Source organism: Candidatus Sodalis pierantonius str. SOPE, from assembly GCF_000517405.1.
Classification (GTDB): domain Bacteria; phylum Pseudomonadota; class Gammaproteobacteria; order Enterobacterales; family Enterobacteriaceae; genus Sodalis_C; species Sodalis_C pierantonii.
Genome location: NZ_CP006568.1, coordinates 1,103,673 through 1,130,416, shown reverse-complemented (window position 1 = coordinate 1,130,416; position 26,744 = coordinate 1,103,673). Strand labels below are relative to the sequence as shown.

The following is a 26,744-nucleotide window of genomic DNA, read 5'->3' as shown; positions in this document are numbered from 1 at the left end:
GCCGGCGTAGACGCTATCGCAGGTTCTGTCCGCCCCGTGTTGACGGGACCACCGCCGTTACTGACTGCCCGGTAGCACCGCCAGGTGCCGCGTCCGGCTTTGCCGGCGTTTGCTCGCAAAGCGGCTGATGCGTTTCGCCGCCCGCGCGCTCAGTGTAGAGGACGGCGAGCCGTCCCCCGTCAGAGCGAGCCGCTTTCCGGCTTGATGCGGTTGCCAGGGGTATTATCGGCCTTGATTTGATCCTTGCGCAGCTGGAAGGGCGGGAAGGGCAATTCCATGCCGTGCTCACGATAGCCTTCCAAGATCAGCGCGTGGACCTGATGGCGCAGCGGCATCCGGTGTCCCATTTCGGCGGCGTGCATACGCAGCTCAAATAGCGGTAAACCCTGCTGTAAATCCACCAGGAAAGCTTCCGGCGCCGGCAGCTCCAACACCAGCGGGCAGCGGCGCGCCGCCTGCACCAGAATGTGCGCCACTTGCTCGATATTGGCCCCCGCGGGGGCGGGCACGCTCAACACGACGCGCGTGATGGTATCGGATAGCGACCAATTGACGAACTGTTCGGTGATAAAGGCCTTGTTGGGCACGATGATCTCTTTTCGATCCCAGTCGGTAATGGTGGTGGCGCGGGTGTTGATACGGGTAATGTTGCCGGTCAGATTGCGAATGGTAACGGTATCGCCAATCCGAATCGGTTTTTCAAACAGGATCATCAGGCCGGAGATAAAGTTGGCGAAGATCTCCTGCAGGCCAAACCCCAGCCCTACGCCTAACGCCGCCACCAGCCACTGTAGTTTCGACCACTCGATGCCTATCATGGAGAAACCGATTATTCCCCCCAACAGCATCAGGCCATATTTGGTCAAGGTGGTAATGGCATACCCTGTGCCGGGGGTTAAATCCAAATGCTGCAGCAGCGCCAGCTCCAACAGTGCGGGCAAGTTGCGCACTATCTGGGTGGTGATAATGAAGACCAGAATGGCGATTAGCACCGCGCCGAGCGTAATCGGCTGGATGCTATCGACGCCCTGAGTGGTGGAGGTGGCATCCCAAAGGGTAATGTTTTCCAGGAAGCCGAACGCCGAATGCAACTCCGACCACAATAAAATCACCGATAGCAGCGCAATCAGCGTCAATATGGAACGTACCAGCTGTAGCGATTGCGCGCTGATGGTATCGAGATCCAACACCTTTTCATCGACTTCGGCGGCGGCATCATTCAGCTGGGATTGCGACAAATCTTCTTCATTGCGCGCCCGCTGGGCCAGCATCTCCGCACGGCGCTGCTTGGTGCGCTCGAAGGCGATGCGCCGCCGCTGAATGAACATCCAGCGGCGAATAATGTGATAAATAATCAGCAGGAAGAACCAGATCGCAACCGAGGTTTCCAGCCGCGCCAACAGCGCCTGCGCGGTCGCCAGATGCCCCAGACACGCCGCCGCGGCCGCGATGATGGGGGCGCAGATCATCAGATTCCACAACGAACGGTTGACGACATTATCGCCGGCGCCGTGCTTATCAAGATACAGCGGCAAGCCTGCGCGTTTCAGGCTACTGGTCACCAGCGCCAGACAGGCGCACAATAGGAGAAAGCATAATCTGCCCAGGGTGCCGGCAAATTCCCGCTCGCTGTAATCATCAAACGATATCAGCGCCATAATCAACGGTACGATCATACCGATAGACAGCGTGTAGTAGCGCAGCGCGCGCTTCACCTGCTGCTGTGGCCAGCCAAAATGCACGATAAATAGCCCCTGCGGGCGGGCGAAGTGGGCGCATACCATAAACACCCACAGTACCGGCACCGTGGCGCTGACGCCGTCACCGATAGCGACCGCCACCGGATAGGGCCAGGCGTGGCGCAAGCCATAGCCTAGGGCCGCCCACAGGACCGGCAGCGGCAGGGCAACCAGTACCGACCAGAACACATTGCGCAGGGTCAGGGAAAAATGGTCCTGATTCACCTTCCCCACCCGGCCGCTGGAGCGCTCAAGAAAGGCATGATAATGCCGGCGGGAACTGAGGCTGAACCCAACCAGCAACAGCACGCCTAACAGCGGAATGAGCGTTTCCTGGCTGGTCAGCATCATGCCAAGCGCGTGGGTCAATTGGCTGAACGTATCCAGGGTCACCAGCCGGCGCAGATCCTGACCGACGTGCAGCGGGTAGGAAAGGCCAATCGGGCTGACGTCGGCCACCCAGAACAGGTAGCGATGGGCCGCTTCCTGGATCTCATTCATCGCCTCTTCAAGCTGGCTATTGGCCACCTTCAGCTTGGTAAGCTCCAGGATTTGGGTATCGCAGCCGGTCAGCAGCGCATTGAGCAGGTTGCGCTGGGTGGCGAGCTGCGCGTCAAGAATGCGGCGCTGCGCCGGCGTCAGCGGGGAACCGTCGTCCTGCGTTCCCTGAGCAAACTGCGGCAGCTTGTTCATTAAGTCTTCAAAATGCAGGCGCTGCACGCGCAACTGCGCCATATCGCTGTCGAGCTGCTGAGGTTTGGGCATCTCCGGTAACCTGGACACCTGGGTGCGCAGAGTTTCCCCGAGCGCCGGCGACTCATCCAGCCATTGCGCATGCTCGCGTAGCGTCGTAAGCGCTTGACGGACCTGCAATCTTTGCGAGGCGGCCTGCCGCTGCTGCGAGGCGATAAGATCCATGCGCTGCGCCTGTTGATTCAGCGCAATGGACAGTTCGCGATTAGTTTGCAACGGGATGCCGATTGACTTTGGCAGCTCGCCGACCTGTTCCGCCAGCATTTCGGTGTGTTCGATGGCCTGCTCCGCCTCCTGCTGACGCAGACTATTAAGCTGGTTGCGCAGCGCCTGTAGCGCTTGATCCACGCGGTCATGACGTTTCTTGAGCAGCTCGGCGCGCAGGCGCGACAACTCCTGGCGGTTATTGGCGCTTAACTGGGCAAGATCCAGCTCTTCCACCTTGAGGCGGCGGGCGGCCTGTTCAGCCTGTAGCGCGGTGGCCTGCGCCTGTTCAAGCGGCGTGCCGGGGGTGGGCAGCGCTTGGAGCTGTTGTTCCACATCGCTTAACGCCCTGCGCGCTTCGGTCTGCTGCTGCGGCAGCAAGCCCAGCGAGTCGCTGATGGCGCGCGCCTGATCCTGCTCTTGCTGTAACTGGCCGGCCAAATCCATCAATTGACTATTGGCCTGTAGCAGCCGTTGATTCAGTTCACTGCTGGCGAGTTTGGGGCTGAGAGGGTCGGGTTCATCCGGTTCGCTGTCTTTTTCATCCCGCAGTTGGCGTGTCAGCGCCGGAAAGTCGTCGATGGCTTTCTGATATTCCCGTATTTTGGCGCTGGACGCTTTACCCTCGGCGAGGGCGTTCAGCGCTGACTGTAGCGCCTCGACCATCGCCGCCTGGTTCGGCGCGGTTTTATCATCCTGCGCCTGCTGCAGTTCCTTTTTGAGCTGGCCCTCGTCTGGCTGGTTGGCGGCGAAGGCCGGGGAGGCCAGCAGCCACCCCAGGAGAAAAAGTGTAATCGGGCGCAAGGTGAGGACTCTCTTGTTAACCGTAGAGGATTCAGGTCAGCGGGCTGTCGGTTTGCGTGGTGCCGTGGGCCAGCCGCTGGCCGACGCGGGTGACATAGCGGGTGGACAGATGATCGCCCAGCAGCACGTTTTTGCCGGCAAACAGGTTGATGACGGTGGAACCCAGTTTGAAGCGCCCCATTTCCTGTCCTTTCAGCAGTACCACCGCCTCGTCGGCGTCCGCCCGCGGGTAGCGCCAGCGTTTGATAATCCCCTGCCGCGGCGGCGTGACGGTGCCCGCCCAGACGGTCTCGATACTGCCGACAATGGTCGCGCCCACCAAAATTTGCGCCATCGGGCCGAACTCGGTATCGAACAGGCATATAACGCGCTCGTTACGGGCGAATAGGTTGGGGATATTGGCCGCGGTCAGCGGATTCACCGAAAACAACTCCCCCGGCACGTACAGCATTTCGCGCAGCACGCCGTTGCAAGGCATATGCACGCGATGATAATCGCGCGGGGCCAGATAAGTCGTGACGAAGTTGCCGTCGCGAAAGTGGGCGATCATCGGCTCATTGCCGGCCAGCAGCGCTTCCAGACTGTAATGGTGCCCCTTCGCCTGGAATATCTGCTCTCCCTCAATGGGGCCGAGCTGCGAGATGATCCCATCCGCCGGCAAGACCATTACCGCCGGGTCGGCATCAATGGGCCGCGCGTCGTCGCGCAGCGGCCGGACAAAGAAGGCGTTAAAGGCGGGATAGGCGGCGACATCCGGCTGCTGCGCTTCCTGCATATCGACCTTATAGCAGCGCACGAACAGCGTAATAACCCAGCGGGTAAGCCAACCGCCGCGGCGTTCTGCGCCCCAGCCGGCCAGCTCCGTCAGCCAGCACTTAGGCAGTAGGTGTTGTAGAGCTATCTTTATCCTGTCCAGCACGGGGACCTCTTTCCTGTTTCAATGGATAGCCAAAGGGGGCCGCATTGTACCGGCGGCGGCAATAAATGTCAGCGATCAGGCCATCAAAACGCCTTACGGGCGTATGACCTGCGCCATACTGTCGAGAATACGATGGTAGTTATCGAAGCGTTCGCGGGCGATGGCGCCGCTTTCCACCGCCCCCCGGATCGCGCAGCCGGGATCGGTATCATGGCGGCAGTCGCGGAATTTACAGGTGCCCAGATAATCCCTGAATTCGACGAAACCGCGGGCAATAAGTTCCGGCGCCAGATGCCACAAACCAAATTCCCGTACCCCCGGGGAGTCAATCAAATGGCCTCCGTGGCTGAAATGATATAGCCGGGCGGTGGTGGTGGTATGCTGCCCGAGCCCCGAGTTATCGGAGACGCTATTGACCAAAATCTTCTCGTGATCCGGCGGCGGCAGCGCATTGAGCAGGCTCGATTTGCCCACCCCCGACTGACCGGCGAAAATACTGGTTCGCCCGGCCAGCGTCTCCCGGAAAGGATCCATCCCCTCGCCGGTATGGCTTGACACCATCAGCACCCGGTAGCCGATGCGGCGATAGATAGCCATTTGCCGCTCCACGTCCGCCCGCGATGCCGCCGTCAATAGGTCAATTTTATTCAAAACGATAAGCGGCTCCACCTCCACCGTTTCGCACGCTACCAGATAGCGATCGATAATATTCAAAGACAGCTCGGGCAAAAGCGCGGAGACAATGACGATTTGGTCCATATTTGCCGCGATGGGTTTGACGCCGTCATACACATTGGGACGAGTCAGCACCGAACGGCGCGGATGGACCGCCTCTACAATACCGCTGACCCCGGACGGCTGAGGGCTACCCGCGCGCCAGACCACCCGATCACCCGTGACCAGGGATTTCAGCGTGCGGCGCAGATTGCAGCGGTAAATGCGGCCCGCGGCGTCCTCCACGTCGGCATGCATGCCGAACCGGCTAACGACCACCCCCTTCTGGGCTTCCCCCAATTGCTGGTCGTCCCATTGGGCGGCGCCGCGCTCACGCTGCTGCAGGCGGCGCTGATGGTTGGCCTGTACCCGGCGCTCCTGACCTTTGGACAGTTTATTTTTGCTCACTGCGCCTCACTTAGTACGGATGCATCGCCCGTGGCGACGAAAACGGCTATCATACAGGGTATTCTATCAGATAAGCCGTAAAATCCCTTACTACGAGAAAATCATGCCGGTAAATGATAACAACCTGATTTGGATTGATCTGGAAATGACCGGGCTGGATCCCGAGCGCGATCGCATTATTGAAATCGCGACGCTTGTCACCGACGCCAATCTGGCTATTCTTGCGGAAGGGCCGGTGCTGGCGATACATCAATCCGACGCCCAGTTAGCGCTGATGGATGAATGGAATGTGCGTACCCATACCGCCAGCGGACTGGTTGACCGGGTCCGTCACAGCCAACTGGATGAAGAGGCGGCGGTGGCGCAGACGCTGGCCTTTTTGGCCGAATGGGTCCCTGCCGGCAAGTCGCCGATTTGCGGCAACAGCATTGGCCAGGACCGGCGCTTCTTGTTCCGCTATATGCCGGCGCTGGAAGCGTATTTCCACTACCGTTATCTGGATGTCAGTACGCTTAAAGAACTGGCCCGCCGCTGGAAGCCGGAAATTCTGGCCGGACTGAAGAAAAAAAATACCCATCAGGCGCTGGACGATATCTGCGAGTCGGTGGCGGAATTGGCCTACTATCGCGAGCATTTTATCCGTCTATAGCCGCTTTGCGGTGAAAATGGCGCCGGTGTGGTTATTTTTGCGTCAATCGCACCGGCGAAACCCCATTTTGTCGCTGAAAGGCTTGCAGCCGGTGGCGTTTTCCGTATAATTCGCTCCCCGTAACGCCAGACTTTCACGTTACGCCCAAGCGGGAATAGCTCAGTGGTAGAGCACAACCTTGCCAAGGTTGGGGTCGCGAGTTCGAGCCTCGTTTCCCGCTCCAATTCTTCTCTATCGTACCGCCATTGCCTCGGCAGAGCCTTCGCCTTTCCTGATTTTGACACAAAATACGCCATTCCCACTGCTGCCATCGTGCTTACACTGCTCCATCGCAAAAATAACGGCTTGTCATTAGCTATCTGAACGTTGCCATTAACCGCAGAAAAGGCGCTTTGTTGAATAAATCCGAAATTTGTGACGACTTCCTCCCTATCAGGGCGATTGTTACATGATGCGGACGCTGTTTGGCATTCCTAACAACGTGATCCGGTTAAGCGCTTTGACCATTGCCATAGCCTCACCTACCTGCGCGTCATAGTCATGCAGACTCAGATGACCACCCAGAAGTATTTTAAACCGGAACATGGCCGTTTCAGCCAGTGAACGCCGGTGATAACCTACTTTCTTTTTCCAGGTATCGTTATTGCCGCTCAGATGCTGATTTGCCACCGCATGGTTACGCTCATGGTATCGAGCTGGCCAATATTGCGCACCACTTCGCGGTGGGATAAGCGGCTTTATTTTTTTCCTCAGCAGAGCATCATGACAGTAACGCGTATCGTAAGCACTGTCAGCCGACGCTTCCCTGATTTTCCGGTGGGTTTGGTTAATCAGCCCGGGCAGCGCCTGCGCATCTGTCGTACCGCTTAGCGATAAATCGGCACAGATAATTTCATGTGTCGCGCTATCTACTGCCAGATGAAGCTTGCGCCATACTCTGCGCCTCTCAGCCCCATGCTGCCTGACTTTCCATTCGCCTTCGCCGAAGATTTTCAGGCCGGTGCCATCGATGACCAGGTGTGAGATTTCGCCGCGGGTTGGCGTTTTTATGCTGATGTCGACGGTTTTTGCTCGCCGGCTGACCAGAGAGTAATCTGGGCAGCGCAGCGACAGCCCCATCAGTTTAAAAATCGAGTCAACGAAACCCTGTAACGCCCGGAGCGAAAGGTTAAACACGCGCTTTATCATCAGAACCGTGGTAATGGCCATATCGGTGTAGTGAAGCGGCCGGCCACGATGTTCAGGTGGTGTACTCTCAGTCCATGCAGCAATGGCTGACTCATCAAGCCATACTGTCAGGTCCCCCCGCTGCCTGAGCGCATTGTTATATGCGGGCCAGTTGGTGATTTTAAACTTTTGCTTTGCCATGGGGACCTGATGTTGAAACGAATGTAGTGATCAGAGCCGCCAGTCACCTAAAAGTTCGATTTATTCAACAAAGCCATTCATAATATGAAAACTGCGTTAAATACGCGACTATCACAAGCCAATATATCCAAGGCCGCCCTACATGCCATAATCTATTCGCTGGATGAAGCCGTCAAGAAAATAGAAATCAGTTGATATTTAAGTATTTTTATTAATTTTCTTATCCGTGGCTGTATTCTTTGACTCACGTTGATACGGGTTATTTCTCTCCTAAACCAAAAAGGTTTGGGGAGGAAATATAAACGGTAGTTTTCCCTTCATTTTATTGGCGCTATAGTTCTTGCCAATTATTGCGTTTCGCATTATTCGCCGGAGGGAATATGTCAAGTCACAAAGAAACGGTCCCCTATGATTTACGCTCAGCCATTGAATTACTAAAAAAAAGAGACGGTGAATTTGTCAGCACCGATACCGAAGTCGATCCCCACGCCGAATTATTCGGCGTTTATCGTTATGTCGAGGCGGGGGAGGACTTGCGAACGTCCGATCCGTAAGGGGCCGGCCATGATGTTCAACAAGATTAAAGGTTTTCCCGAGGTGCGCGTGGTGACCGGTCTGATGTCCACCCGCAAACGCGTCGGCCATTTGCTCGATTGTGCGCCGGAAAAGCTGGGCTTTTTGCTGCGTGACTCTGTTCAACGTGCCATCGCCCCGGTGCTGGCCTCTAGTGCGCCGGTTTGCCAGGAAGTCGTCCATTATGCCGATGATCCGGCCTTTGATTTGCGTACGTTACTGCCTGCGCCCACCAATACGGAAGAGGATGCCGGCCCTTATTTCACGATGGGCATGTGCTACGCCTCTGATCCCGACACGCGCGAATCGGATATCACCATTCACCGGTTGTGTATTCAAAGCCGGGATGAACTGTCGATGTGGCTGACGCCCGGCCGTCATATTGATGCTTTCCGCGAAAAAGCGGAGAAGGCGGGCAGGGCGTTGCCGATTTCTATTAACATCGGCGTCGATCCGGCGATTGAAATCGCCGCCTGCTTCGAGCCGCCCACCACGCCGCTGGGCTTTAATGAACTCGGTATTGCCGGCGCGCTACGCGGTAAACCGGTGGAACTGGCGCAGTGCCTGACCATTGATGAACGCGCCATCGCCCAGGCGGAAATCGTTATTGAAGGCGAGCTGTTGCCGCATGTGCGCGTACGTGAGGACCAGAATACCCATACCGGTAAAGCCATGCCGGAGTTTCCGGGCTACACCGGCGAGGCCAAAGACGCGCTGCCGGTGATTAAAGTAAAAGCGGTAACTCACCGCCGTCAGCCAATTTTACAAACCACGCTCGGCCCCAGCGGCGAGCATGTCAGCATGGCGGGCATTCCGACCGAGGCCAGCATTCTCGATATGCTCGACCGCGCCATGCCGGGGCGTGTCCTGAACGTGAACGCGCATACCGCCGGCGGCGGTAAGCTACTGGCGGTGCTGCAATTTCGCAAAGCCTCGCCGGTGGATGAAGGCCGCCAGCGGCAGGCCGCGCTTATTGCCTTTGCCGCATTCTCGGAACTTAAGCAGGTGATTGTGGTAGATGAGGATGTCGACTTTTTTGACACCGACGACATTCTTTGGGCGATGCAGACGCGTTATCAGGGTGACGTCGATACCGTTTTCATTCCCGGCGTGCGCTGCCATCCGCTCGACCCATCGCAAATGCCTGCCTACAGCCCGAGCATTTTGTAGCAAGGGATGACGTGCAAGACGATTTTTGACTGTACCGTCCCCTGGCACCTCAAGGCGCACTTTGAACGTTCCAAGTTCAAACGGGTTGATGTGAAACGTTTTCTGCCAGATTTTGTATAAGAGAGGCGGCCGTGGGCAAAAGGCACATTATCGTGGATATCAGCGGCGCATCCGGTTTTCAGTACGGCATGAAAGCGCTAATGCTGCTGCGTGACCAAGATATCGAAGTGCATTTGGTGGTGACCAAAGGGGAGGAAGTCACCCGCGCGATGGAAATCCACTGGCAGCGGGAGCAGGTGGTCGCCCTGGCCGATGAGGTCCACAGCATTCATCATCTCGGCGCCGCTATTGCCAGCGGCTCCTTTAAAACCCTTGGCATGATTATCGCGCCTTGCTCTATGAATTCATTAGCCGCCATTGCCCACGGGTTAGCCGGTAATTTGTTAACCCGGGCGGCGGACGTTATTCTAAAAGAGCGTCGGCGCCTGGTGCTAATGGTGCGTGAGACACCGCTTAATCTGACACAGATTAGAAATATGCATCTGGTGAGCGAAATGGGCGGGATTATCTATCCCCCCGTTCCCGCCTTTTATCAACAACCCCAATCGGTGGATGACATCGTTCATCACAGCGTAGCCCGCGCGCTGGATCTTTTTGATCTGGACGTTGGGGGCCTCACGCGCTGGGGTGAAAAAAATAGAAGAAAGAAGGAGTTAATAATGGTAGTGGGCCCGTTTGTCAATGGGAGCGCCGTGCTGATAGGGGGGCTTGTCGGTGCATTTCTCGGCACTAAAGTGCCTGAAAGGCTGCGCGTGGCGCTGCCGATGACCTTTGGTCCGCTTTGTTGAATAAATCCGAAATTTGTGACGATTTCCTTCCTATCAGGGCGATTGTTACATGATGCGGACGCTGTTTGGCATTTCTAACAGTGTGATCCGGTTAAGTGCTTTAACCATTGCCATTGCCTCACCTACCTGCGCGTCATAGTCATGCAGACTCAGATGACCACCCAGAAGTGTTTTAAACCGGAACATGGCCGTTTCAGCCAGTGAACGCCGGTGATAACCTACTTTCTTTTTCCAGGTATCGTTATTGCCGCTCAGATGCTGATTTGCCACCGCATGGTTACGCTCATGGTATCGAGCTGGCCAATATTGCGCACCACTTCGCGGTGGGATAAGCGGTTTTATTTTTTTCCTCAGCAGAGCATTATGACAGTAACGCGTATCGTAAGCACTGTCAGCCGACGCTTCCCTGATTTTCCGGTGGGTTTGGTTAATCAGCCCGGGCAGCGCCTGCGCATCTGTCGTACCGCTTAGCGATAAATCGGCACAGATAATTTCATGTGTCACGCTATCTACTGCCAGATGAAGCTTGCGCCATACTCTGCGCCTCTCAGCCCCATGCTGCCTGACTTTCCAATCGCCTTCGCCGAAGACTTTCAGGCCGGTGCCATCGATGACCAGGTGTGAGATTTCGCCGCGGGTTGGCGTTTTTATGCTGATGTCGACGGTTTTTGCTCGCCGGCTGACCAGAGAGTAATCTGGGCAGCGCAGCGACAGCCCCATCAGTTTAAAAATCGAGTCAACGAAACCCTGTAACGCCCGGAGCGAAAGGTTAAACACGCGCTTTATCATCAGAACCGTGGTAATGGCCATATCGGTGTAGTGAAGCGGCCGGCCACGATGTTCAGGTGGTGTACTCTCAATCCATGCAGCAATGGCTGACTCATCAAGCCATACTGTCAGGTCCCCCCGCTGACTGAGCGCATTGTTATATGCGGGCCAGTTGGTAATTTTAAACTTTTGCTTTGCCATGGGGACCTGATGTTGAAACGAATGTAGTGATCAGAGCCGCCAGTCACCTAAAAGTTCGATTTATTCAACAAAGCCGCTTTATTAGTCTTTTTTTTCATTACCGTTTTTATCTTCGTGATAATGATGAAATCGGCACTTCCGTATGGGATATTATTTTAGGGAAAGGAATAATAGGTGTTGATGTTTTCTTTGTTATCAGCGGATTCATTATGGTTTATACCACTCATTATTATCCACATGGTTTTCAGTCATCAAAAAAATTTTTTATTATATTAATAGAGTTATCAGGATAATTCTATTATATTACTTTGGATTACTAGTGGCTTTTTTATTTGGTGGCGCCATGAGCACATTTCACTATCCTGAAAAAGTTCAAAACTTGATGAGTGCTCTTACCTTTACCGTTTATGATTCCAACATTACGCCACACTACATTGATGATAGCGGCATGTACGGGCTTTGTTGAATAAATCGAACTTTTAGGTGACTGGCGGCTCTGATCACTACATTCGTTTCAACATCAGGTCCCCATGGCAAAGCAAAAGTTTAAAATCACCAACTGGCCCGCATACAACAATGCGCTCAGGCAGCGGAGGGACCTGACAGGATGGCTTGATGAGTCAGCCATTGCTGCATGGACTGAGAGTACACCACCTGAACATCGTGGCCGGCCGCTTCACTACACCGATATGGCCATTACCACGGTTCTGATGATAAAGCGCGTGTTTAACCTTTCGCTCCGGGCGTTACAAGGTTTCGTTAACGCGATTTTTAAACTGATGAGGCTGTCGCTGCGCTACCCAGATTACTCTCTGGTCAGCCGGCGAGCAAAAATCGTCGACATCAGCATAAAAACGCCAACCTGCGGCGAAATCTCACACCTGGTCATCGATGGCACCGGCCTGAAAATCTTCGGCGAAGATGAATGGAAAGTCAGGCAGCATGGGGCTGAGAGGCGCAAAGTATGGCGCAAGCTTCATCTGGCACGTAGATAGCGCGATACATGAAATTATCTGTGCCGATTTATCGCTAAGCGGTACGACAGATGCGCAGGCGCTGCCCGGGCTGATTAACCAAACCCACCGGAAAATCAGGGAAGCGTCGGCTGACAGTGCTTACGATACGCGTTACTGTCATGATGCTCTGCTGAGGAAAAAAATAAAACCGCTTATCCCACCGCGAAGTGGTGCGCAATATTGGCCAGCTCGATACCATGAGCGTAACCATGCGGTGGCAAATCAGCATCTGAGCGGCAATAACGATACCTGGAAAAAGAAAGTAGGTTATCACCGGCGTTCACTGGCTGAAACGGCCATGTTCCGGTTTAAAATACTTCTGGGTGGTCATCTGAGTCTGCATGACTATGACGCGCAGGTAGGTGAGGCTATGGCAATGGTCAAAGCGCTTAACCGGATCACGCTGTTAGGAATGCCAAAGAGCCTATTTAGAAATTTGTGTATTTGCCTGATTTTGATATGTTCAATCCAACATCAAAAACAGGTTAATTTATGGACGAAAAACAGTTGCAGGCTCTGGCTAACGAACTGGCCAAAAATCTCAAAACCCCTGAAGATCTCAGTCACTTCGATCGGCTGCTGGCTTTGTTGAATAAATCGAACTTTTAGGTGACTGGCGGCTCTGATCACTACATTCGTTTCAACATCAGGTCCCCATGGCAAAGCAAAAGTTTAAAATCACCAACTGGCCCGCATATAACAATGCGCTCAGGCAGCGGGGGGACCTGACAGTATGGCTTGATGAGTCAGCCATTGCTGCATGGACTGAGAGTACACCACCTGAACATCGTGGCCGGCCGCTTCACTACACCGATATGGCCATTACCACGGTTCTGATGATAAAGCGCGTGTTTAACCTTTCGCTCCGGGCGTTACAGGGTTTCGTTGACTCGATTTTTAAACTGATGGGGCTGTCGCTGCGCTGCCCAGATTACTCTCTGGTCAGCCGGCGAGCAAAAACCGTCGACATCAGCATAAAAACGCCAACCCGCGGCGAAATCTCACACCTGGTCATCGATGGCACCGGCCTGAAAATCTTCGGCGAAGGCGAATGGAAAGTCAGGCAGCATGGGGCTGAGAGGCGCAGAGTATGGCGCAAGCTTCATCTGGCAGTAGATAGCGCGACACATGAAATTATCTGTGCCGATTTATCGCTAAGCGGTACGACAGATGCGCAGGCGCTGCCCGGGCTGATTAAGCAAACCCACCGGAAAATCAGGGAAGCGTCGGCTGACAGTGCTTACGATACGCGTTACTGTCATGATGCTCTGCTGAGGAAAAAAATAAAGCCGCTTATCCCACCGCGAAGTGGTGCGCAATATTGGCCAGCTCGATACCATGAGCGTAACCATGCGGTGGCAAATCAGCATCTGAGCGGCAATAACGATACCTGGAAAAAGAAAGTAGGTTATCACCGGCGTTCACTGGCTGAAACGGCCATGTTCCGGTTTAAAATACTTCTGGGTGGTCATCTGAGTCTGCATGACTATGACGCGCAGGTAGGTGAGGCTATGGCAATGGTCAAAGCGCTTAACCGGATCACGTTGTTAGGAATGCCAAACAGCGTCCGCATCATGTAACAATCGCCCTGATAGGGAGGAAGTCGTCAAAAATTTCGGATTTATTCAACAAAGCGTCGGCTGCTGAAAAAAATCAGCGTCGAAGCAGCTCTCAATGCCGAAATGACCCATCACCTCGGCTACGATAAAAATCAGCCTAAACCGGGGGAGCCCGTACCGGATTCTGTGTAAATGCCTTTTCTCAGAGTGATCGTCCAGGCGGTCACCGAACTCGATAATAAAGCGGCTCATTGCCATGCGCCAGTCCCTCAAAGGCATTGTCCATTTCTGTGAGGCCGCCTGTATCGCCAGCCACACCACCTTTTTCACTGCGTCGTCGGTCGGGAACACCTTGCGCTTTTTGATGGCATGCCGGATCACGCTGTTTAACGACTCGATGGCGTTGGTCGTGTAGATCACCTTGCGGATGTCCGTTGGGTAGGCAAAGAACGTGGCCAGATTGGCCCAGTTTGCCTGCCAGCTTCGACTTATTTGCGGGTAGCGGATGTCCCAGGCACTGGAGAACGCTTCCAGCGCCTGCAAGCCGGCTTCTTCCGTAGGGGCCTGATAGATAGTTTTCAGGTCGCGGGTGACGGCCTTGTAGTCCTTCCAGGAGACGAACCGCAGGCTGTTGCGCACCATATGCACGATACACAGCTGGAGCCGCGCCTCCGGATACACCGCGTTAATAGCGTCAGGGAAACCTTTCAGCCCGTCTACGCAGGCGATAAGGATATCGTTCAGGCCGCGGTTTTTCAGCTCTGTCAGCACGTTCAGCCAGAACTTTGCGCCTTCATTTTCGGCCAGCCACATACCTAGCAACTCTTTCTGGCCTTCGATGTTGATGCCCAGCGCCAGGAACACAGATTTGTTGATGATGCGGCTGTCCTGCCGGACTTTTAGAACGATACAGTCAAGATAAACAATGGGATAAACTGCATCCAGAGGCCGGTTTTGCCATTCGACAATCTGCTCCATGACCGCATCGGTGACCTTTGAGACCAGCGCCGGCGAGACATCGGCGTCATACAGCTCTTTGAACGCGGCGGCGATCTCGCGGGTGGTCATCCCTTTGGCGTACAACGATAGAATCTGGTTATCCATCCCGGTAATCCGGGTCTGGTTCTTCTTCACCAGTTGCGGTTCAAAGGAACCGTCACGATCGCGCGGAGTACGCAGCGCCAGCGGGCCATCGCCAGTGGTAACGGTTTTTGTGGAATAGCCGTTGCGGGCGTTGGTCCCCGGTTTAGGCTGATTTTTATCGTAGCCGAGGTGATGGGTCATTTCGGCATTGAGAGCTGCTTCGACGCTGATTTTTTTCAGCAGCCGATCGAAGTGACTGAGATCTTCAGGGGTTTTGAGATTTTTGGCCAGTTCGTTAGCCAGAGCCTGCAACTGTTTTTCGTCCATAAATTAACCTGTTTTTGATGTTGGATTGAACATATCAAAATCAGGCAAATACACAAATTTCTAAACAGGCTCTTAATGCCAGAACGACGAGCAACAATAGCTTGGTCATTTTTGCCAACCAGGTTCCAAAAATCCACGAATGCCAAAAGTCAGCTACCGCCGCCTCTGGGACGGCGTTTCCCGTAACGCGTTATTTAACCCGGGAGACATACTCGCCGGAGCGCGTATCGACTTTGATCACTTCACCAATCTGAACGAACAGCGGTACTTTCACCACCGCGCCGGTGGTCAACATGGCGGGTTTGCCGCCGGTGCCGGCGGTATCGCCTTTGAGGCCCGGATCGGTTTCGGTGATTTCCAGCTCCACGAAGTTAGGCGGCGTCACGGCAATCGGCTGGCCGTTCCACAATGTCAGCACGCATTCGGCCTGTTCGACCAGCCATTTGGCATTGTCGCCGACGGCTTTGGCATCGGCGGCCAGCTGTTCAAAGTTTTCATTATTCATGAAATGCCAAAACTCACCGTCGTTGTACAGGTAAGTCAGGTTGATATCCATCACATCGGCGGCTTCCACCGAGTCACCGGATTTGAAGGTTTTTTCCAGCACTTTGCCGGAAACCAGCTTGCGCAGACGGACCCGGTTGAACGCCTGGCCTTTGCCGGGCTTCACGAATTCATTCTCAATGATCGCGCACGGCTCGCCATCAAGCATGATTTTAAGACCGGAACGGAATTCATTGGTACTACTATAAGACGCCATGGTGGTCCTCTTAAATATAAACTTGGTCATTAAGCCAAAAAATGGCACATATTATAACCCGAAATACGCCCGCTAGAGAACAATGGTTACATCAACTTGCCGATGTCATCACCGACCCCGTGCAACTCCTAGAGCACCTTGGGCTCGAGCAACACCCTGACCTGCGCGAGGGCGCCGAGGCGCGGCGCCTGTTCCCGTTTCGCGTTCCCCGAGCTTTTGCGGCGCGCATGCTGCCGGGCGACCCGAACGATCCGCTCTTGCGCCAGGTGATTACGGCACGTGAGGAATTCGATCGAGCGCCGGGATTCAGCACCGATCCGCTGGACGAGCAGCACAGCGTGGTGCCCGGCCTGCTGCATAAATACCAAAACCGCGCGCTGATGCTGGTGAAAGGCGGCGGCGCGGTCAATTGCCGCTACTGTTTTCGGCGCCATTTTCCCTATCAGAAAAATCAGGGCAACAAAACGAATTGGCTGCGCGCCGTGGCCTATATCCGGCAACATCCTGAACTGAATGAGATCATTCTTTCCGGTGGCGACCCGTTAATGGCTAAAGATCATGAGCTGGATGAGCTGATTTGTTTGTTGGAAGAAATCCCCCACCTGACCACCCTACGCATTCACAGCAGGCTGCCGGTCGTCATCCCGGCACGTATTACTGCGCGTCTTTGCCAGCGCCTGGCCGGCTGCCGGCTGAAGGTGGTGCTAGTGACCCACATCAACCACGACCGCGAAATCGATGCCGCCGTGTGCGACAGTATGACACGGTTGCGCAATGCGCGGGTGACATTACTCAACCAAAGCGTACTGCTGCGCGGCGTCAATGACAACGCGGCTACGCTGGCCGCGCTCAGTGAAACGCTTTTCGCCGCCGGCATTTTGCCCTATTACCTGCATGTGCTGGATAGGGTACAGGGGGCTGCGCATTTTATGGTGCAGGATACCCAAGCACGAGAGATTATGCGGCAACTGCTGGAGAAAGTATCAGGCTATCTGGTGCCACGGCTAGCGCGGGAAATCGGCGGCGAGCGCAGCAAGACACCGCTGGATCTGGGACTGCGGCAACGCTGACGGCATTGGCTGCCCAGCGGCTACGCGCCAGAGTGGGAAGAATGGCCCCCAGCCTGGCGTTAGTGGCTGCCCGGAGACTGGCGCCGGTGCGTGCGGGATTGCCGGGTCGCGGCCCAGCCAGCCTAGGTCGAGCGGCGCGCCATTACCCTAGGCTTCCCGGAGAGGGCGCGTCATGGCCCGATGCCTGCCGGCGGTGCACAACAGGCGGTAAACGGTCTCTACCGTGGCCACCGGGCATATCAGCAGCTCCGGGCTTTACTGGCAGTTATACACCTGGCCCTGAATCTTGCTGTCCAGCGGCACAAAGCTCGCCAGGTAGGTTTCTTTTTTACTGACCGGGCTGGTGGCGCCGTAGATAACGTTGCCGCCCATTGTGGCCGCGCGGTTCTTCAAATCATTCGCGGCCCCACGCATGGCGCTGTTTTCGCCGTTCTGGCCGGAAAACCAGTTACTCTGAGTACCGGTAAGCTCGCCCAAAAGGCGGCACTCGCTACCGGGCTGGGTATCGGTGAAACGCACCGATTGGCCGGCTGCCGTTAAATCATGCGTACTGCTGCATCCCGCTACCAACAGACTGCCGGCACAAAACATCATTAAGAATTTGGTCCGCATCTTTTTCCTAATGAATTCCTGAAGGGTATGGCAAATTTGCTGTGCGCGCCACGCTCCCCGCTGGCGCGTTTTATCCGGCGGCCCGTCCTGTGGACGCCCTGAATTTATACCCTAAATCCCGCTTGGTTGATAATTTTTTACCAAAAAAACAAAAACCCCCGGCTTGCCGGGGGTTTCAACGCCATTAGCGATACGGGAGGATTACATCATACCGCCCATACCGCCCATGCCGCCCATGCCGCCCATGCCGCCCAGGTCAGGTTTGTCTTCCTTCGGCTGATCGGTCACCATACATTCGGTGGTGATCATCAGACCGGCGATGGAAGCCGCATACTGCAGCGCGGAACGGGTTACCTTGGTCGGATCCAGGATACCCATGTCGATCATGTTGCCGTACTCTTCGGTCGCCGCGTTGTAACCGGTATTACCTTCACCCGCTTTCACTTTATTGGCGATGACGGACGGCTCTTCACCGGCGTTGGCGACGATCTGACGCAGCGGCGCTTCCATCGCGCGACGCGCAACTTTGATGCCGACGTTCTGATCTTCATTGTCGCCACGCAGTTCAGCAATGCTGTTGGCTACGCGAATCAGCGCCACGCCGCCGCCGGCGACCACGCCTTCTTCCACTGCGGCGCGGGTAGCGTGCAGGGCGTCTTCAACGCGGGCTTTCTTCTCTTTCATTTCGACTTCGGTAGCGGCACCTACTTTGATAACCGCAACGCCGCCAGCCAGTTTGGCCACGCGCTCTTGCAGTTTTTCACGATCGTAATCGGAGGTGGCTTCGTCGCGCTGCTGGTTGATTTGCGTAACGCGGCTATCGATAAGGGCCTTGTCGCCCACGCCGTCGATGATGGTGGTGGTGTCTTTGGTAATAACAACACGCTTGGCCTGCCCCATATCTTCCAGGGTAGCTTTTTCCAGCTCAAGGCCGATTTCTTCGGAAATAACGGTACCCGCGGTCAGGATAGCGATATCCTGCAGCATGGCCTTACGGTGATCACCGAAGCCCGGCGCCTTCACGGCAGCGACTTTAACGATACCGCGCATGGTGTTTACCACAAGCGTAGCCAGCGCTTCGCCTTCAACATCTTCAGCAATAATCAACAACGGTTTGCCTGCTTTGGCAACGGCTTCCAGCACTGGCAGCATTTCGCGGATATTGGAGATTTTCTTGTCGGCAAGCAGAATGAACGGGCTTTCCAGTTCAATGGCGCCGGTTTCCGGCTTGTTGACAAAATAAGGGGAAAGATAACCACGATCGAACTGCATCCCTTCAACCACGTCCAGCTCATCCTGCAGACCCGAACCCTCTTCCACGGTGATGACGCCTTCTTTGCCGACTTTCGCCATGGCTTCAGCAATCAGGGTGCCGACGGTTTCATCGGAGTTGGCGGAGATAGTACCCACCTGAGTGATCGCTTTGGAATCGGAGCAAGGTACGGACAGTTTTTTCAGCTCTTCTACAGCGGCGATAACGGCTTTATCGATACCGCGCTTGAGGTCCATCGGGTTCATGCCGGCGGCCACGGCTTTCAGGCCTTCGTTAACGATAGACTGAGCCAGCACGGTCGCGGTGGTGGTGCCGTCGCCTGCAGCGTCATTGGCTTTAGAGGCAACTTCTTTCACCATCTGGGCGCCCATGTTCTCGAATTTATCTTCCAGTTCGATTTCACGTGCGACTGATACGCCGTCTTTAGTGATGACCGGCGCGCCGAAGGATTTGTCCAGCACTACATTACGGCCTTTAGGACCCAGGGTCACTTTTACCGCGTCGGCCAGAACATTTACGCCGCGAAGCATTTTTACGCGAGCGTCGTTACCGAATTTTACGTCTTTAGCTGCCATTTCGATTTCCCTTAAATTCGTTCAGTTCAGATGATTACTCGCGGATTACTGCTCAACGATAGCCAGAATGTCGCTTTCGGACATAATCAGCACTTCATCGTTGTCGATTTTCTCAGCCTTCACTCCATATCCGTCATTGAAAATCACGATGTCGCCAACTTTCACGTCCAGCGCTTTCACTTCGCCGTTTTCCAGAATACGGCCGTGGCCCACAGCCAGTACTTCACCGCGAGTGGACTTGCCCGCTGCGGAACCGGTCAGCACGATGCCGCCCGCAGACTTGGCTTCAACTTCTTTACGCTTGACGATAACGCGATCATGTAATGGACGAATTTTCATTGATAGCTCTCCTTTGAGAAAGTCCGTATCAGTTTTTTTGGGATGAATACTCGGCACGATGCCATGCCCGGCCTCGTGGTGAATAAGATGGGGGCGTTCAGAGAAACTTCAAGGGGGGAAAAAAAATTTTTTCACTTAAGCGATGGAATTTTAGCCATAAAAAATTTAATATTATTTTAATCAACATGTTACATGTTATCACCCCACCCTCTTTTTTTACCTATTTTTCATCGTCACGCCGGTCGTTTAATCTGTCGTGAGGAAGATCATGACGGTGGTACTCGCCCTCAAAGGTCTCACCGCCGGCGCCGGGACCGCGCTGAAAACGCAAATAAGGCAGCAGGCGCAGCGTCAACAGATTCTGTATCGGCGGCAATAACAGCAGCAGGCCGAGGAAATCAGTGAAAAAGCCGGGCAGCAGCAGCAGAAATCCCGCGAGCAACAGCGAGACGCTTTTGATCATCTCGCCGGCGGGACTCTCACCGCGGGCCAGCTTGATCTGCATTTGCCCCAGAAAACGCAGCCCCTGGGCCCGTACCAGCAATACACCGATAAATGACGTCGCGATCACCAGCAGCAACGTTGCCAGTACGCCAAGCACATGGGCGACCTGGATGAAAAAGGAAATCTCAATGTAGGTGATGATAAAAATGATTAATAACGGGATCCAACGCACCGAATTCTCCTGTGTTATCGATTGCCGCCGCGAGAGTATCCGCCCAAAGCGATAAAATTCGCCACCGCAAAAAATGCGCCTTGTTGCCGGCTTGTCTTAATGTAATGGTATCCCTTAAGACAATTTTCAAGCGATACGCCGAGTCGTGGCCTGCAAGCGCCCTTCACCTCCCGCGCTAACTGGTTAAGTAAAAACGATTAACTAAGCGTGATCGGCTTAATGGTCTTGTCTTAATGACAGAATATAATGGCAAAAATAAAACCAACGTCAGTTTAAGACACTATATAGAGTAGATATTAACCCATTTTCTTTTAACATTAATGATAAAGACCGACAATTACAAGGAAGACGCATGTCAACCCTCATCCGTATAGAAGAAGACCTGCTCGGCACCCGTGAAGTGCCGGCCGACGCCTATTATGGCATTCATACCCTGCGCGCCAGTGAAAATTTCTACATCAGCAATACGCGTATCAGCGATATTCCCGAGCTGGTACGCGGTATGGTGATGGTCAAAAAAGCCGCTGCACTGGCCAATAAAGATCTTAAGACGCTACCGCGGGATATCGCCGATATCATCGCCCGCGCCTGTGATGAAGTTCTGGTCCGGGGCCGCTGCATGGATCAGTTTCCGGTGGATGTATTTCAGGGTGGCGCCGGCACCTCCGTTAATATGAATACCAATGAAGTGCTGGCGAATATCGGCCTGGAGCTGATGGGGCACCAAAAAGGGGAATACCAATTCCTTAATCCCAACGATCACCTCAACTTATGTCAGTCCACCAATGACGCCTACCCCATCGGTTTCCTCCTGGCGGTCTATCACGCGCTCCAGCGCTTGGTGGAAGCGATAGATTATCTGGGGGCGGGTTTTGAGAAAAAAGCGCAGCAATTCAACGGCATTCTCAAGATGAGCAGAACCCAGTTGCAGGACGCGGTTCCAATGACGCTCGGCCAGGAGTTCCACGCCTTTAACGTGCTGCTGAAGGAAGAGAACAAAAACCTGCTGCGCACCGCGCAATTGCTGCTAGAGGTGAACCTCGGCGCGACCGCTATCGGTACCCGCCTGAACACCCCTGAAGGGTACCAGACGCTGGCGGTGGAGAAGCTGGCGGAGATAAGCGGGCTGCCCTGCATCCCGGCCGAGGATTTAATTGAGGCCACCTCCGACTGCGGCGCCTATGTCATGGTCCACAGCGCGCTGAAACGCCTGGCGGTGAAACTGTCCAAGATATGCAACGACCTGCGGTTGCTGTCTTCTGGCCCGCGAGCCGGCTTGAATGAGATCAATCTGCCCGACTACAGGCGGGATCATCTATCATGCCCGCCAAGGTCAACCCCGTGCTGCCGGAGGTGGTAAATCAGGTGTGCTTCAAGGTGATCGGCAACGATACCTGCATCACCATGGCGGCGGAAGCGGGGCAGTTGCAGTTAAACGTCATGGAGCCGGTTATCGGCCAGGCCATGTTCGAGTCGATGCATATTCTTACCAATGTCTGTTTCAATCTGGGTCTTCCCCTGTTGTGGTGGCTCAATCGACAGTTCTGCATTTTTACTTTACTTATTCTTTTGGCTGGAACTTGGACTTCTATATGGATGTCAAACGTATTTACGTTTAAAGGAATAACGTTCATGTCATGCTTAAAAAAATATGCATATGCCCCATTTATCTTACTGCTTCATGGTGTTGCAGCATAGGTCTCACCAAATATGATGTATGACACTGATAAGAAAGACTATTCACTGTCACCAGAGGTAACGCCAAAATTATCTTGGGAGAAAAGTGAGTCTCAAGTTGATAAAACTCCATATTGTCTTACCCCTAGCGATCCGGGATGCAGCAATATGTGGCAAAAGGAAAAAGAAAAGGAGAATGACGAGCGAATACAACATCACCAGCAAAAAAAATTTTATAACTCCCTTAAATGATTGCTCAAAAATTCATATTTAGTTTCCCATAGTGGAACATTACGCCCAGCTTGAAACGTTCTTTGTTCCTGAAGCCCCGTGACTTGATCCTGAGCAGCCGTATTTTGCTGTTCAGGGACTCCGCATTCCCATTTGATACCCGGTTTTTCATTGCATTCAGAATGCCGTAAAGGCGTTTTGCCACCATGCGGGCAATGCTGGCCATGAGCGGTATGCCGGTGTCTTTAGCCATCGCCATCCATTCCTGCCACAGCTTACGGCTATGATTGTCATAGCGGCGGTGCCACAGATCGCGAGCAAGCTCTTTCATTACCCAGCACTGGCTCGTTTGGGGTAACACCGGCCGGGCAACTTCTAACCTCTCTGCCCGGCACCCGAGGCGATTTTGTTTGCTGTAAAACCATAGATAGCGTGAGCGGTGGGCGTCTTTCCTGTCTGACGACGGGATCTGTTTCATCTCAGCCTGACGGGTTTTATCAACGACGGCGCACAACATTTTTGCCACATGGAAGTGATCGAAAGCGATTTTATCGACGGCATTGGGGAGATGGATGCGGGCTGCACTGATATAGGCCATGTTCATGTCTATAGACAGCGTTTTTATCTCATCAAGCTGGTGATCTCTCAGGCTGCGCAGATAACTGGCAAGGCTTTCTACACCGCGGTCGTCGGTCAGTTGCAAAGCGCGTCCCTGCCTGTCAGAGATAACGGTGACGTACTGGTGTCCTTTTTTGAACCCGACTTCATCCACGCAGAGGTGACGGGCGGATAAGGGTTGTTTTATCCGGGCCAAGCCTCGTTTGACTGCGCGCATCATGATGTCGTCAACGGCATTCCAACTGAGTTTGAGCTGCTTTCTGACAGCATCCACGGTGCTGACTTTCAGCCATGAAAGAACAAAGGCTTCGAACAACAAGGTGTAGCGGCTGCCTGACCCTGCCCAGGGAACAGGCAGTGTCTGGCAACCGTGCTCGGGGAAGTCAACGCGGGGGACATCAGCCTCAACCAGCGTGGTGAACTGACAGGTATCGAGGTGACGCCATTTACGACGCCGGTGATCATGTATGGAGCAGGATTTACCGCAGGTTGGGCAGGCCAGTTGTGTGTGCTCGGCAATGCCGACAATTACCGTCACTGATCCAGATTTTTCATCAAGAGAAAGGGATTGTACCTGCCACAGTGCGGACAGGTTAAGGATATGGGCATAGAGGGACTTTTCGTCCATGGCAGACTCCTCAAAAATCAAGACTGCCATCATAATGCCCTTAGCCACCACAACAGGGGAAGACCCTTCAATCTACAGGACAAATGCATTGGCGGGATTACCGCCAACCAGGCTATTTGCGAACAATATGTTTTTAATTCCATCGGTATCGTGACCTATCTTAACCCGTTTATCGGCCACCACAACGGCGATATCGTCGGTAAAATCTGTGCCGAGACCGGTAAAAGCGTGCGCGAGGTCGTGCTCGAGCGCGGCCTGCTCACCGCGGCGCAACTGGATGATATCTTCTCGCTGCAAAACTTGATGCATCCTGAATACAAAGCCAAACGCTATCCTGAGGATACCCCGTCCTGACCCTGCACTGTCGCCGGCGGCGCGAACAGGCTATAATGCCCGCCGGCGTTTTCCACACAGGGGGTGATAATGGCAGATAACCCAGACGGCAAGCCGGAAGGCGTTCTCCCACAGCCCGACGATGCCGGATTGTGTATCATTCTTTGCACCGCGCCCGACGACGCCTGCGCCCGCGCCATCGCCCAGCGCTTATTGGCCGGCAACCTCGCCGCGTGCGTCACGCTATTGCCTGGCGCCACGTCGCTTTACTACTGGCAGGGAGAGCTCGAACAGCAGGCCGAGGTGCAACTGCTTATCAAAAGCCGCATGGCCCTGCGGCAGGCGGTATTCACGCACATCAAATCCCATCATCCTTATCAAACCCCGGAGTTATTGGTACTGCCCGTCACCGGCAGCGACCCCGATTATCTATCATGGCTCAACGACTCTTTACGCTGATCTTGCTGGCGTGGCTGGCATGCCTGCCGCCGCCCGCCCAGGCCGCCTTGTTCGGCAATACTCACGGCAACCAGTTCATTCCGGTGGATCAGGCGTTCCGCTTCGATTTTCGTCAGCAGGGATCGCAATTGACGCTGAGCTGGGACGTCCATCCCGGCTACTACTTGTACCGTCAGCAGATCCGGCTGGAGCCGATAAACGCCACCCTTGGCGCCTTCACGCTGCCCGCCGGCAGCCGCCATCACGATGAGTTTTACGGCGATGTGGCGATCTACCGCGATGACCTGCGCATCACGCTGCCGCTGACGCAGGCGCAAAACGACAGCCAGCTGCGCGTCAGTTGGCAAGGCTGCGCGGAAGCGGGCTTTTGCTACCCGCCGGAAACCCAGGTCATTCCCTTATCAGCCGTCGTCGCGGCGCCGGCTGACGCGAAAGGCCCCGGCAGCACCGCCCTCGTCCCGACACCTTCGCCCCAAAGCGACAGAGTGCCGTTTTCGCCGCTGTGGGCACTGCTTATTGGCATCGGTATCGCCTTCACGCCCTGCGTGCTGCCGATATATCCGCTGATTTCCGCCGTCATTCTCGGCAATCGAGTGCGGCTTAGCGCCACCCGGGTACTCCTGTTGGCGGTGGTCTACGTTATGGGGATGGCCATTACCTATACCCTGCTGGGCGTGGCGGTGGCGGCCGCCGGCCTGCAATTCCAGGCGGCGCTGCAACAGCCCGCGCTGCTGATTGGACTTGCCGTGCTGTTTATCCTGCTGGCGTTGTCGATGTTCGGCGTGTTTACCCTGCAACTCCCTCCGGCGCTACAGACCCGCCTGACGCTTTGGAGCAACCGTCAGCGTCAAGGCACCTTACCCGGCGTCTTTATCATGGGCGCGCTGGCGGGCCTGTTTTGCTCCCCCTGCACCACCGCGCCCCTGAGCGCCATTTTGCTGTACATCGCCCAAAGCGGTAATCTGTGGTTCGGCGGTTTTACGCTGTGGCTATATGCGGTAGGCATGGGTATTCCGTTGGTGCTGGTTGCGCTGTTCGGCCATCGAATGCTGCCCAAAAGCGGCCCCTGGATGCAACAGGTCAAACAGGGGTTCGGTTTTGTTATTCTGGCGCTGCCGGTATTCTTGCTGGAGCGCATCTTGGGCGATAACTGGGGGGCGCGGCTATGGAGCCTCCTGGCGGTCGCGTTTTTCGGCTGGGGATTTATGCTGTGCCTGCAGGCCCGCGGCCGCCTGCTGGCGGTGCTGCTGCTTGGCCTGACGCTGATAGGCGCGCGGCCGCTGCAGGATTGGCTATGGGGAGCGCCCTCTGGCACGCCGTTGACCACCGGCGCGGCGCCGGCATTCCAGCCGGTGCAAACGCTTGAGCAAATCACGCGGGCGCTAAATGCCGCCCCCGGCAAGCCGGTGGTGCTGGATGTGTACGCCGATTGGTGCGTGGCCTGTAAAGAGTTCGATAAATACACCTTCAGCGATCCCGCCGTGGCCGAGCAAATGCATCGCCTGACTCTGCTTCAGGCGGATGTTACCGCTAATGCGCCCGCGCAAAAAATGCTGCTCAGCCAGCTGCAGGTGATGGGGCTGCCGACAATTTTGTTTTTCGATAGCCGCTGCAACGAGATCCCCGGCTCGCGGGTAACCGGTTTTATGAACGCGGCGGATTTTGCGCAGCATTTGCGGAAACTGGCGCCGTGAGCGACACTCAGTTAGGCAACCGCCGGTTAACCAGGAGGAAATGTGCAACGAGAACATATACGGGACCGGGCGCTGAGCCTGCTTGAGCAACGGGGTTTCGCGCGGGTATCACTGCCGATGCTGGCCGATGAGCTGGCGCTGCCGCTAGCGCAGTTGAGCGTCTACTGGCCGGATCGCGAGGCGCTGCATTATGACTGCTTGCGCTACCATGCCGGCCAAGTGGACGAATGGCGCAACCGCGTACGCCAAGATGATGCGATGGATGCGCAGCAAAAATTGCTGGCGCGCTATCAGATCTTGGCGGAACATGTTGAGCAACAGCGTTATCCTGGCTGCCTGTTTATCGCCGCCTGCAGCTTTTATCCCGCAACGGCGCACCCCATCCATCAACTGGCGGACCAGCAAAAACAGGCGTCCTACCGCTACACCCGGGCGCTACTGGTAGAGCTTGAGGCTGACGATCCGACCATGGTCGCCCAGCAAATGGAGCTGGTGTTAGAGGGCTGCTTGAGCAAACTGCTGGTCAAACACAACGCTCAGGATGTAGCGGTAGCGCGCCGTCTGGCGGAAGATATTTTACGTCTGGCACTGTGCCGGAAAAACGGCGCTTTGAGTTGAATTTTCCGCGTTTTGCCTGAAAACTCAGCAATTGACGGCGGTTTCACGTAATTCTCGGATAAACCCGTTGACGAAATC

Annotated in this window: 18 protein-coding genes, 1 tRNA gene and 6 pseudogenes; 13 read left to right on the top strand and 12 right to left on the bottom strand. The window is 54.9% G+C overall.

What is annotated here, in order from left to right; all coding sequences use genetic code 11:
- Positions 1-179: 179 nt before the first annotated feature.
- The 3 genes from mscM to rsgA form a co-directional block, all read right to left on the bottom strand.
- Positions 180-3,500 (bottom strand): miniconductance mechanosensitive channel MscM, encoded by a 3,321-nt coding sequence (mscM, locus tag SOPEG_RS05860; protein ID WP_025244631.1) that lies wholly within the window; start codon positions 3,498-3,500, stop codon positions 180-182.
- A 31-nt stretch (positions 3,501-3,531) separates the two neighbouring features.
- Positions 3,532-4,419 (bottom strand): archaetidylserine decarboxylase, encoded by an 888-nt coding sequence (gene asd, locus SOPEG_RS05855; RefSeq protein WP_025244630.1) that lies wholly within the window; start codon positions 4,417-4,419, stop codon positions 3,532-3,534.
- Positions 4,420-4,512: 93 nt separating this feature from the next.
- Complete coding sequence (gene rsgA, locus SOPEG_RS05850; RefSeq protein WP_025244629.1) at positions 4,513-5,541, bottom strand: small ribosomal subunit biogenesis GTPase RsgA; 1,029 nt, start codon at positions 5,539-5,541, stop codon at positions 4,513-4,515.
- Between the two features lie 103 nt (positions 5,542-5,644).
- Here rsgA and orn point away from each other — a divergent pair, with 103 nt between their 5' ends.
- Positions 5,645-6,190, top strand: coding sequence for an oligoribonuclease (orn, locus tag SOPEG_RS05845; protein ID WP_025244628.1), 546 nt, complete (start codon positions 5,645-5,647; stop codon positions 6,188-6,190).
- A 148-nt stretch (positions 6,191-6,338) separates the two neighbouring features.
- A tRNA-Gly gene (locus SOPEG_RS05840) sits at positions 6,339-6,413 on the top strand.
- A gap of 221 nt (positions 6,414-6,634) precedes the next feature.
- On the opposite strand, the gene SOPEG_RS05835 is transcribed toward SOPEG_RS05840, so the two are convergent.
- Entirely contained in the window at positions 6,635-7,558 is a 924-nt protein-coding gene (locus SOPEG_RS05835; protein WP_025243834.1) for an IS5-like element ISSoEn1 family transposase, read from the bottom strand.
- Between the two features lie 380 nt (positions 7,559-7,938).
- On the opposite strand from SOPEG_RS05835, the pseudogene SOPEG_RS05830 reads away from it, so the two are divergent.
- Together SOPEG_RS05830 and SOPEG_RS05825 are read left to right on the top strand one after the other, a co-directional pair.
- Positions 7,939-9,421, top strand: a pseudogene (locus SOPEG_RS05830) (UbiD family decarboxylase).
- 11 nt (positions 9,422-9,432) lie between these two features.
- A pseudogene (locus SOPEG_RS05825) lies at positions 9,433-9,993 on the top strand (UbiX family flavin prenyltransferase); the annotation flags it as partial.
- Positions 9,994-10,194: 201 nt separating this feature from the next.
- On the opposite strand, the gene SOPEG_RS05820 reads toward SOPEG_RS05825, so the two are convergent.
- Positions 10,195-11,118 (bottom strand): IS5 family transposase, encoded by a 924-nt coding sequence (locus SOPEG_RS05820; RefSeq protein WP_025244626.1) that lies wholly within the window; start codon positions 11,116-11,118, stop codon positions 10,195-10,197.
- Positions 11,119-11,144: 26 nt separating this feature from the next.
- Between SOPEG_RS05820 and SOPEG_RS28180 the strand changes: the two genes are divergently transcribed.
- The 3 genes and pseudogenes from SOPEG_RS28180 (at position 11,145) to SOPEG_RS05800 (ending at position 13,714) form a co-directional block, all read left to right on the top strand.
- On the top strand, positions 11,145-11,411 hold the full coding sequence (locus SOPEG_RS28180; protein WP_025244625.1) for a hypothetical protein: 267 nt from the start codon (positions 11,145-11,147) through the stop codon (positions 11,409-11,411).
- A 237-nt stretch (positions 11,412-11,648) separates the two neighbouring features.
- A pseudogene (locus SOPEG_RS26045) lies at positions 11,649-12,561 on the top strand (IS5 family transposase); the annotation flags it as partial.
- 229 nt (positions 12,562-12,790) lie between these two features.
- Positions 12,791-13,714, top strand: coding sequence for an IS5-like element ISSoEn1 family transposase (locus SOPEG_RS05800; RefSeq protein ID WP_025244624.1), 924 nt, complete (start codon positions 12,791-12,793; stop codon positions 13,712-13,714).
- Positions 13,715-13,900: 186 nt separating this feature from the next.
- Here SOPEG_RS05800 and SOPEG_RS05795 read toward each other — a convergent pair.
- Both SOPEG_RS05795 and efp read right to left on the bottom strand, forming a co-directional pair.
- Positions 13,901-15,103, bottom strand: a pseudogene (locus tag SOPEG_RS05795) (IS256-like element ISSoEn2 family transposase); the annotation flags it as partial.
- Between the two features lie 190 nt (positions 15,104-15,293).
- Positions 15,294-15,863 carry an elongation factor P gene (gene efp / locus SOPEG_RS05790; RefSeq protein WP_025244368.1) on the bottom strand — a complete coding sequence of 190 codons (570 nt, stop codon included), beginning with the start codon at positions 15,861-15,863 and terminating at the stop codon, positions 15,294-15,296.
- 41 nt (positions 15,864-15,904) lie between these two features.
- On the opposite strand from efp, the gene epmB reads away from it, so the two are divergent.
- Positions 15,905-16,933: an EF-P beta-lysylation protein EpmB gene (epmB, locus tag SOPEG_RS05785; RefSeq protein ID WP_025244622.1), complete on the top strand. Its 1,029-nt coding sequence runs from the start codon at positions 15,905-15,907 to the stop codon at positions 16,931-16,933.
- A 255-nt stretch (positions 16,934-17,188) separates the two neighbouring features.
- On the opposite strand, the gene SOPEG_RS05780 is transcribed toward epmB, so the two are convergent.
- The 4 genes from SOPEG_RS05780 to SOPEG_RS05765 all read right to left on the bottom strand — a co-directional run bounded on the left by SOPEG_RS05780 (position 17,189) and on the right by SOPEG_RS05765 (position 20,408).
- Positions 17,189-17,545: a DUF4156 domain-containing protein gene (locus tag SOPEG_RS05780; protein ID WP_025244366.1), complete on the bottom strand. Its 357-nt coding sequence runs from the start codon at positions 17,543-17,545 to the stop codon at positions 17,189-17,191.
- Positions 17,546-17,746: 201 nt separating this feature from the next.
- Complete coding sequence (gene groL, locus SOPEG_RS05775) at positions 17,747-19,393, bottom strand: chaperonin GroEL (RefSeq protein WP_025244621.1); 1,647 nt, start codon at positions 19,391-19,393, stop codon at positions 17,747-17,749.
- 45 nt (positions 19,394-19,438) lie between these two features.
- Positions 19,439-19,732: a co-chaperone GroES gene (locus SOPEG_RS05770; RefSeq protein WP_025244364.1), complete on the bottom strand. Its 294-nt coding sequence runs from the start codon at positions 19,730-19,732 to the stop codon at positions 19,439-19,441.
- 220 nt (positions 19,733-19,952) lie between these two features.
- Positions 19,953-20,408, bottom strand: a complete 456-nt coding sequence (locus tag SOPEG_RS05765; protein ID WP_025244363.1) for an FxsA family protein — start codon at positions 20,406-20,408, stop codon at positions 19,953-19,955.
- A 352-nt stretch (positions 20,409-20,760) separates the two neighbouring features.
- Between SOPEG_RS05765 and SOPEG_RS05760 the strand changes: the two are divergent.
- Positions 20,761-21,917, top strand: a pseudogene (locus SOPEG_RS05760) (aspartate ammonia-lyase); the annotation flags it as partial.
- A gap of 424 nt (positions 21,918-22,341) precedes the next feature.
- On the opposite strand, the gene SOPEG_RS05755 reads toward SOPEG_RS05760, so the two are convergent.
- Positions 22,342-23,562, bottom strand: coding sequence for an ISL3 family transposase (locus SOPEG_RS05755; protein ID WP_025244362.1), 1,221 nt, complete (start codon positions 23,560-23,562; stop codon positions 22,342-22,344).
- Between the two features lie 66 nt (positions 23,563-23,628).
- On the opposite strand from SOPEG_RS05755, the pseudogene aspA reads away from it, so the two are divergent.
- The 4 genes and pseudogenes from aspA to dicD form a co-directional block, all read left to right on the top strand.
- A pseudogene (aspA, locus tag SOPEG_RS05750) lies at positions 23,629-23,916 on the top strand (aspartate ammonia-lyase); the annotation flags it as partial.
- A gap of 69 nt (positions 23,917-23,985) precedes the next feature.
- The gene (gene cutA, locus SOPEG_RS05745; protein ID WP_025244620.1) at positions 23,986-24,354 is read left to right on the top strand and encodes a divalent cation tolerance protein CutA; all 369 of its coding nucleotides are present in this window, start codon (positions 23,986-23,988) and stop codon (positions 24,352-24,354) included.
- Positions 24,330-26,048: a protein-disulfide reductase DsbD gene (locus SOPEG_RS05740; protein ID WP_025244360.1), complete on the top strand. Its 1,719-nt coding sequence runs from the start codon at positions 24,330-24,332 to the stop codon at positions 26,046-26,048. Before cutA ends, SOPEG_RS05740 begins: the two co-directional genes overlap by 25 nt.
- 42 nt (positions 26,049-26,090) lie before the next feature.
- Positions 26,091-26,666, top strand: coding sequence for a division control transcriptional repressor DicD (gene dicD / locus SOPEG_RS05735; RefSeq protein ID WP_025244359.1), 576 nt, complete (start codon positions 26,091-26,093; stop codon positions 26,664-26,666).
- Positions 26,667-26,744: the final 78 nt, after the last annotated feature.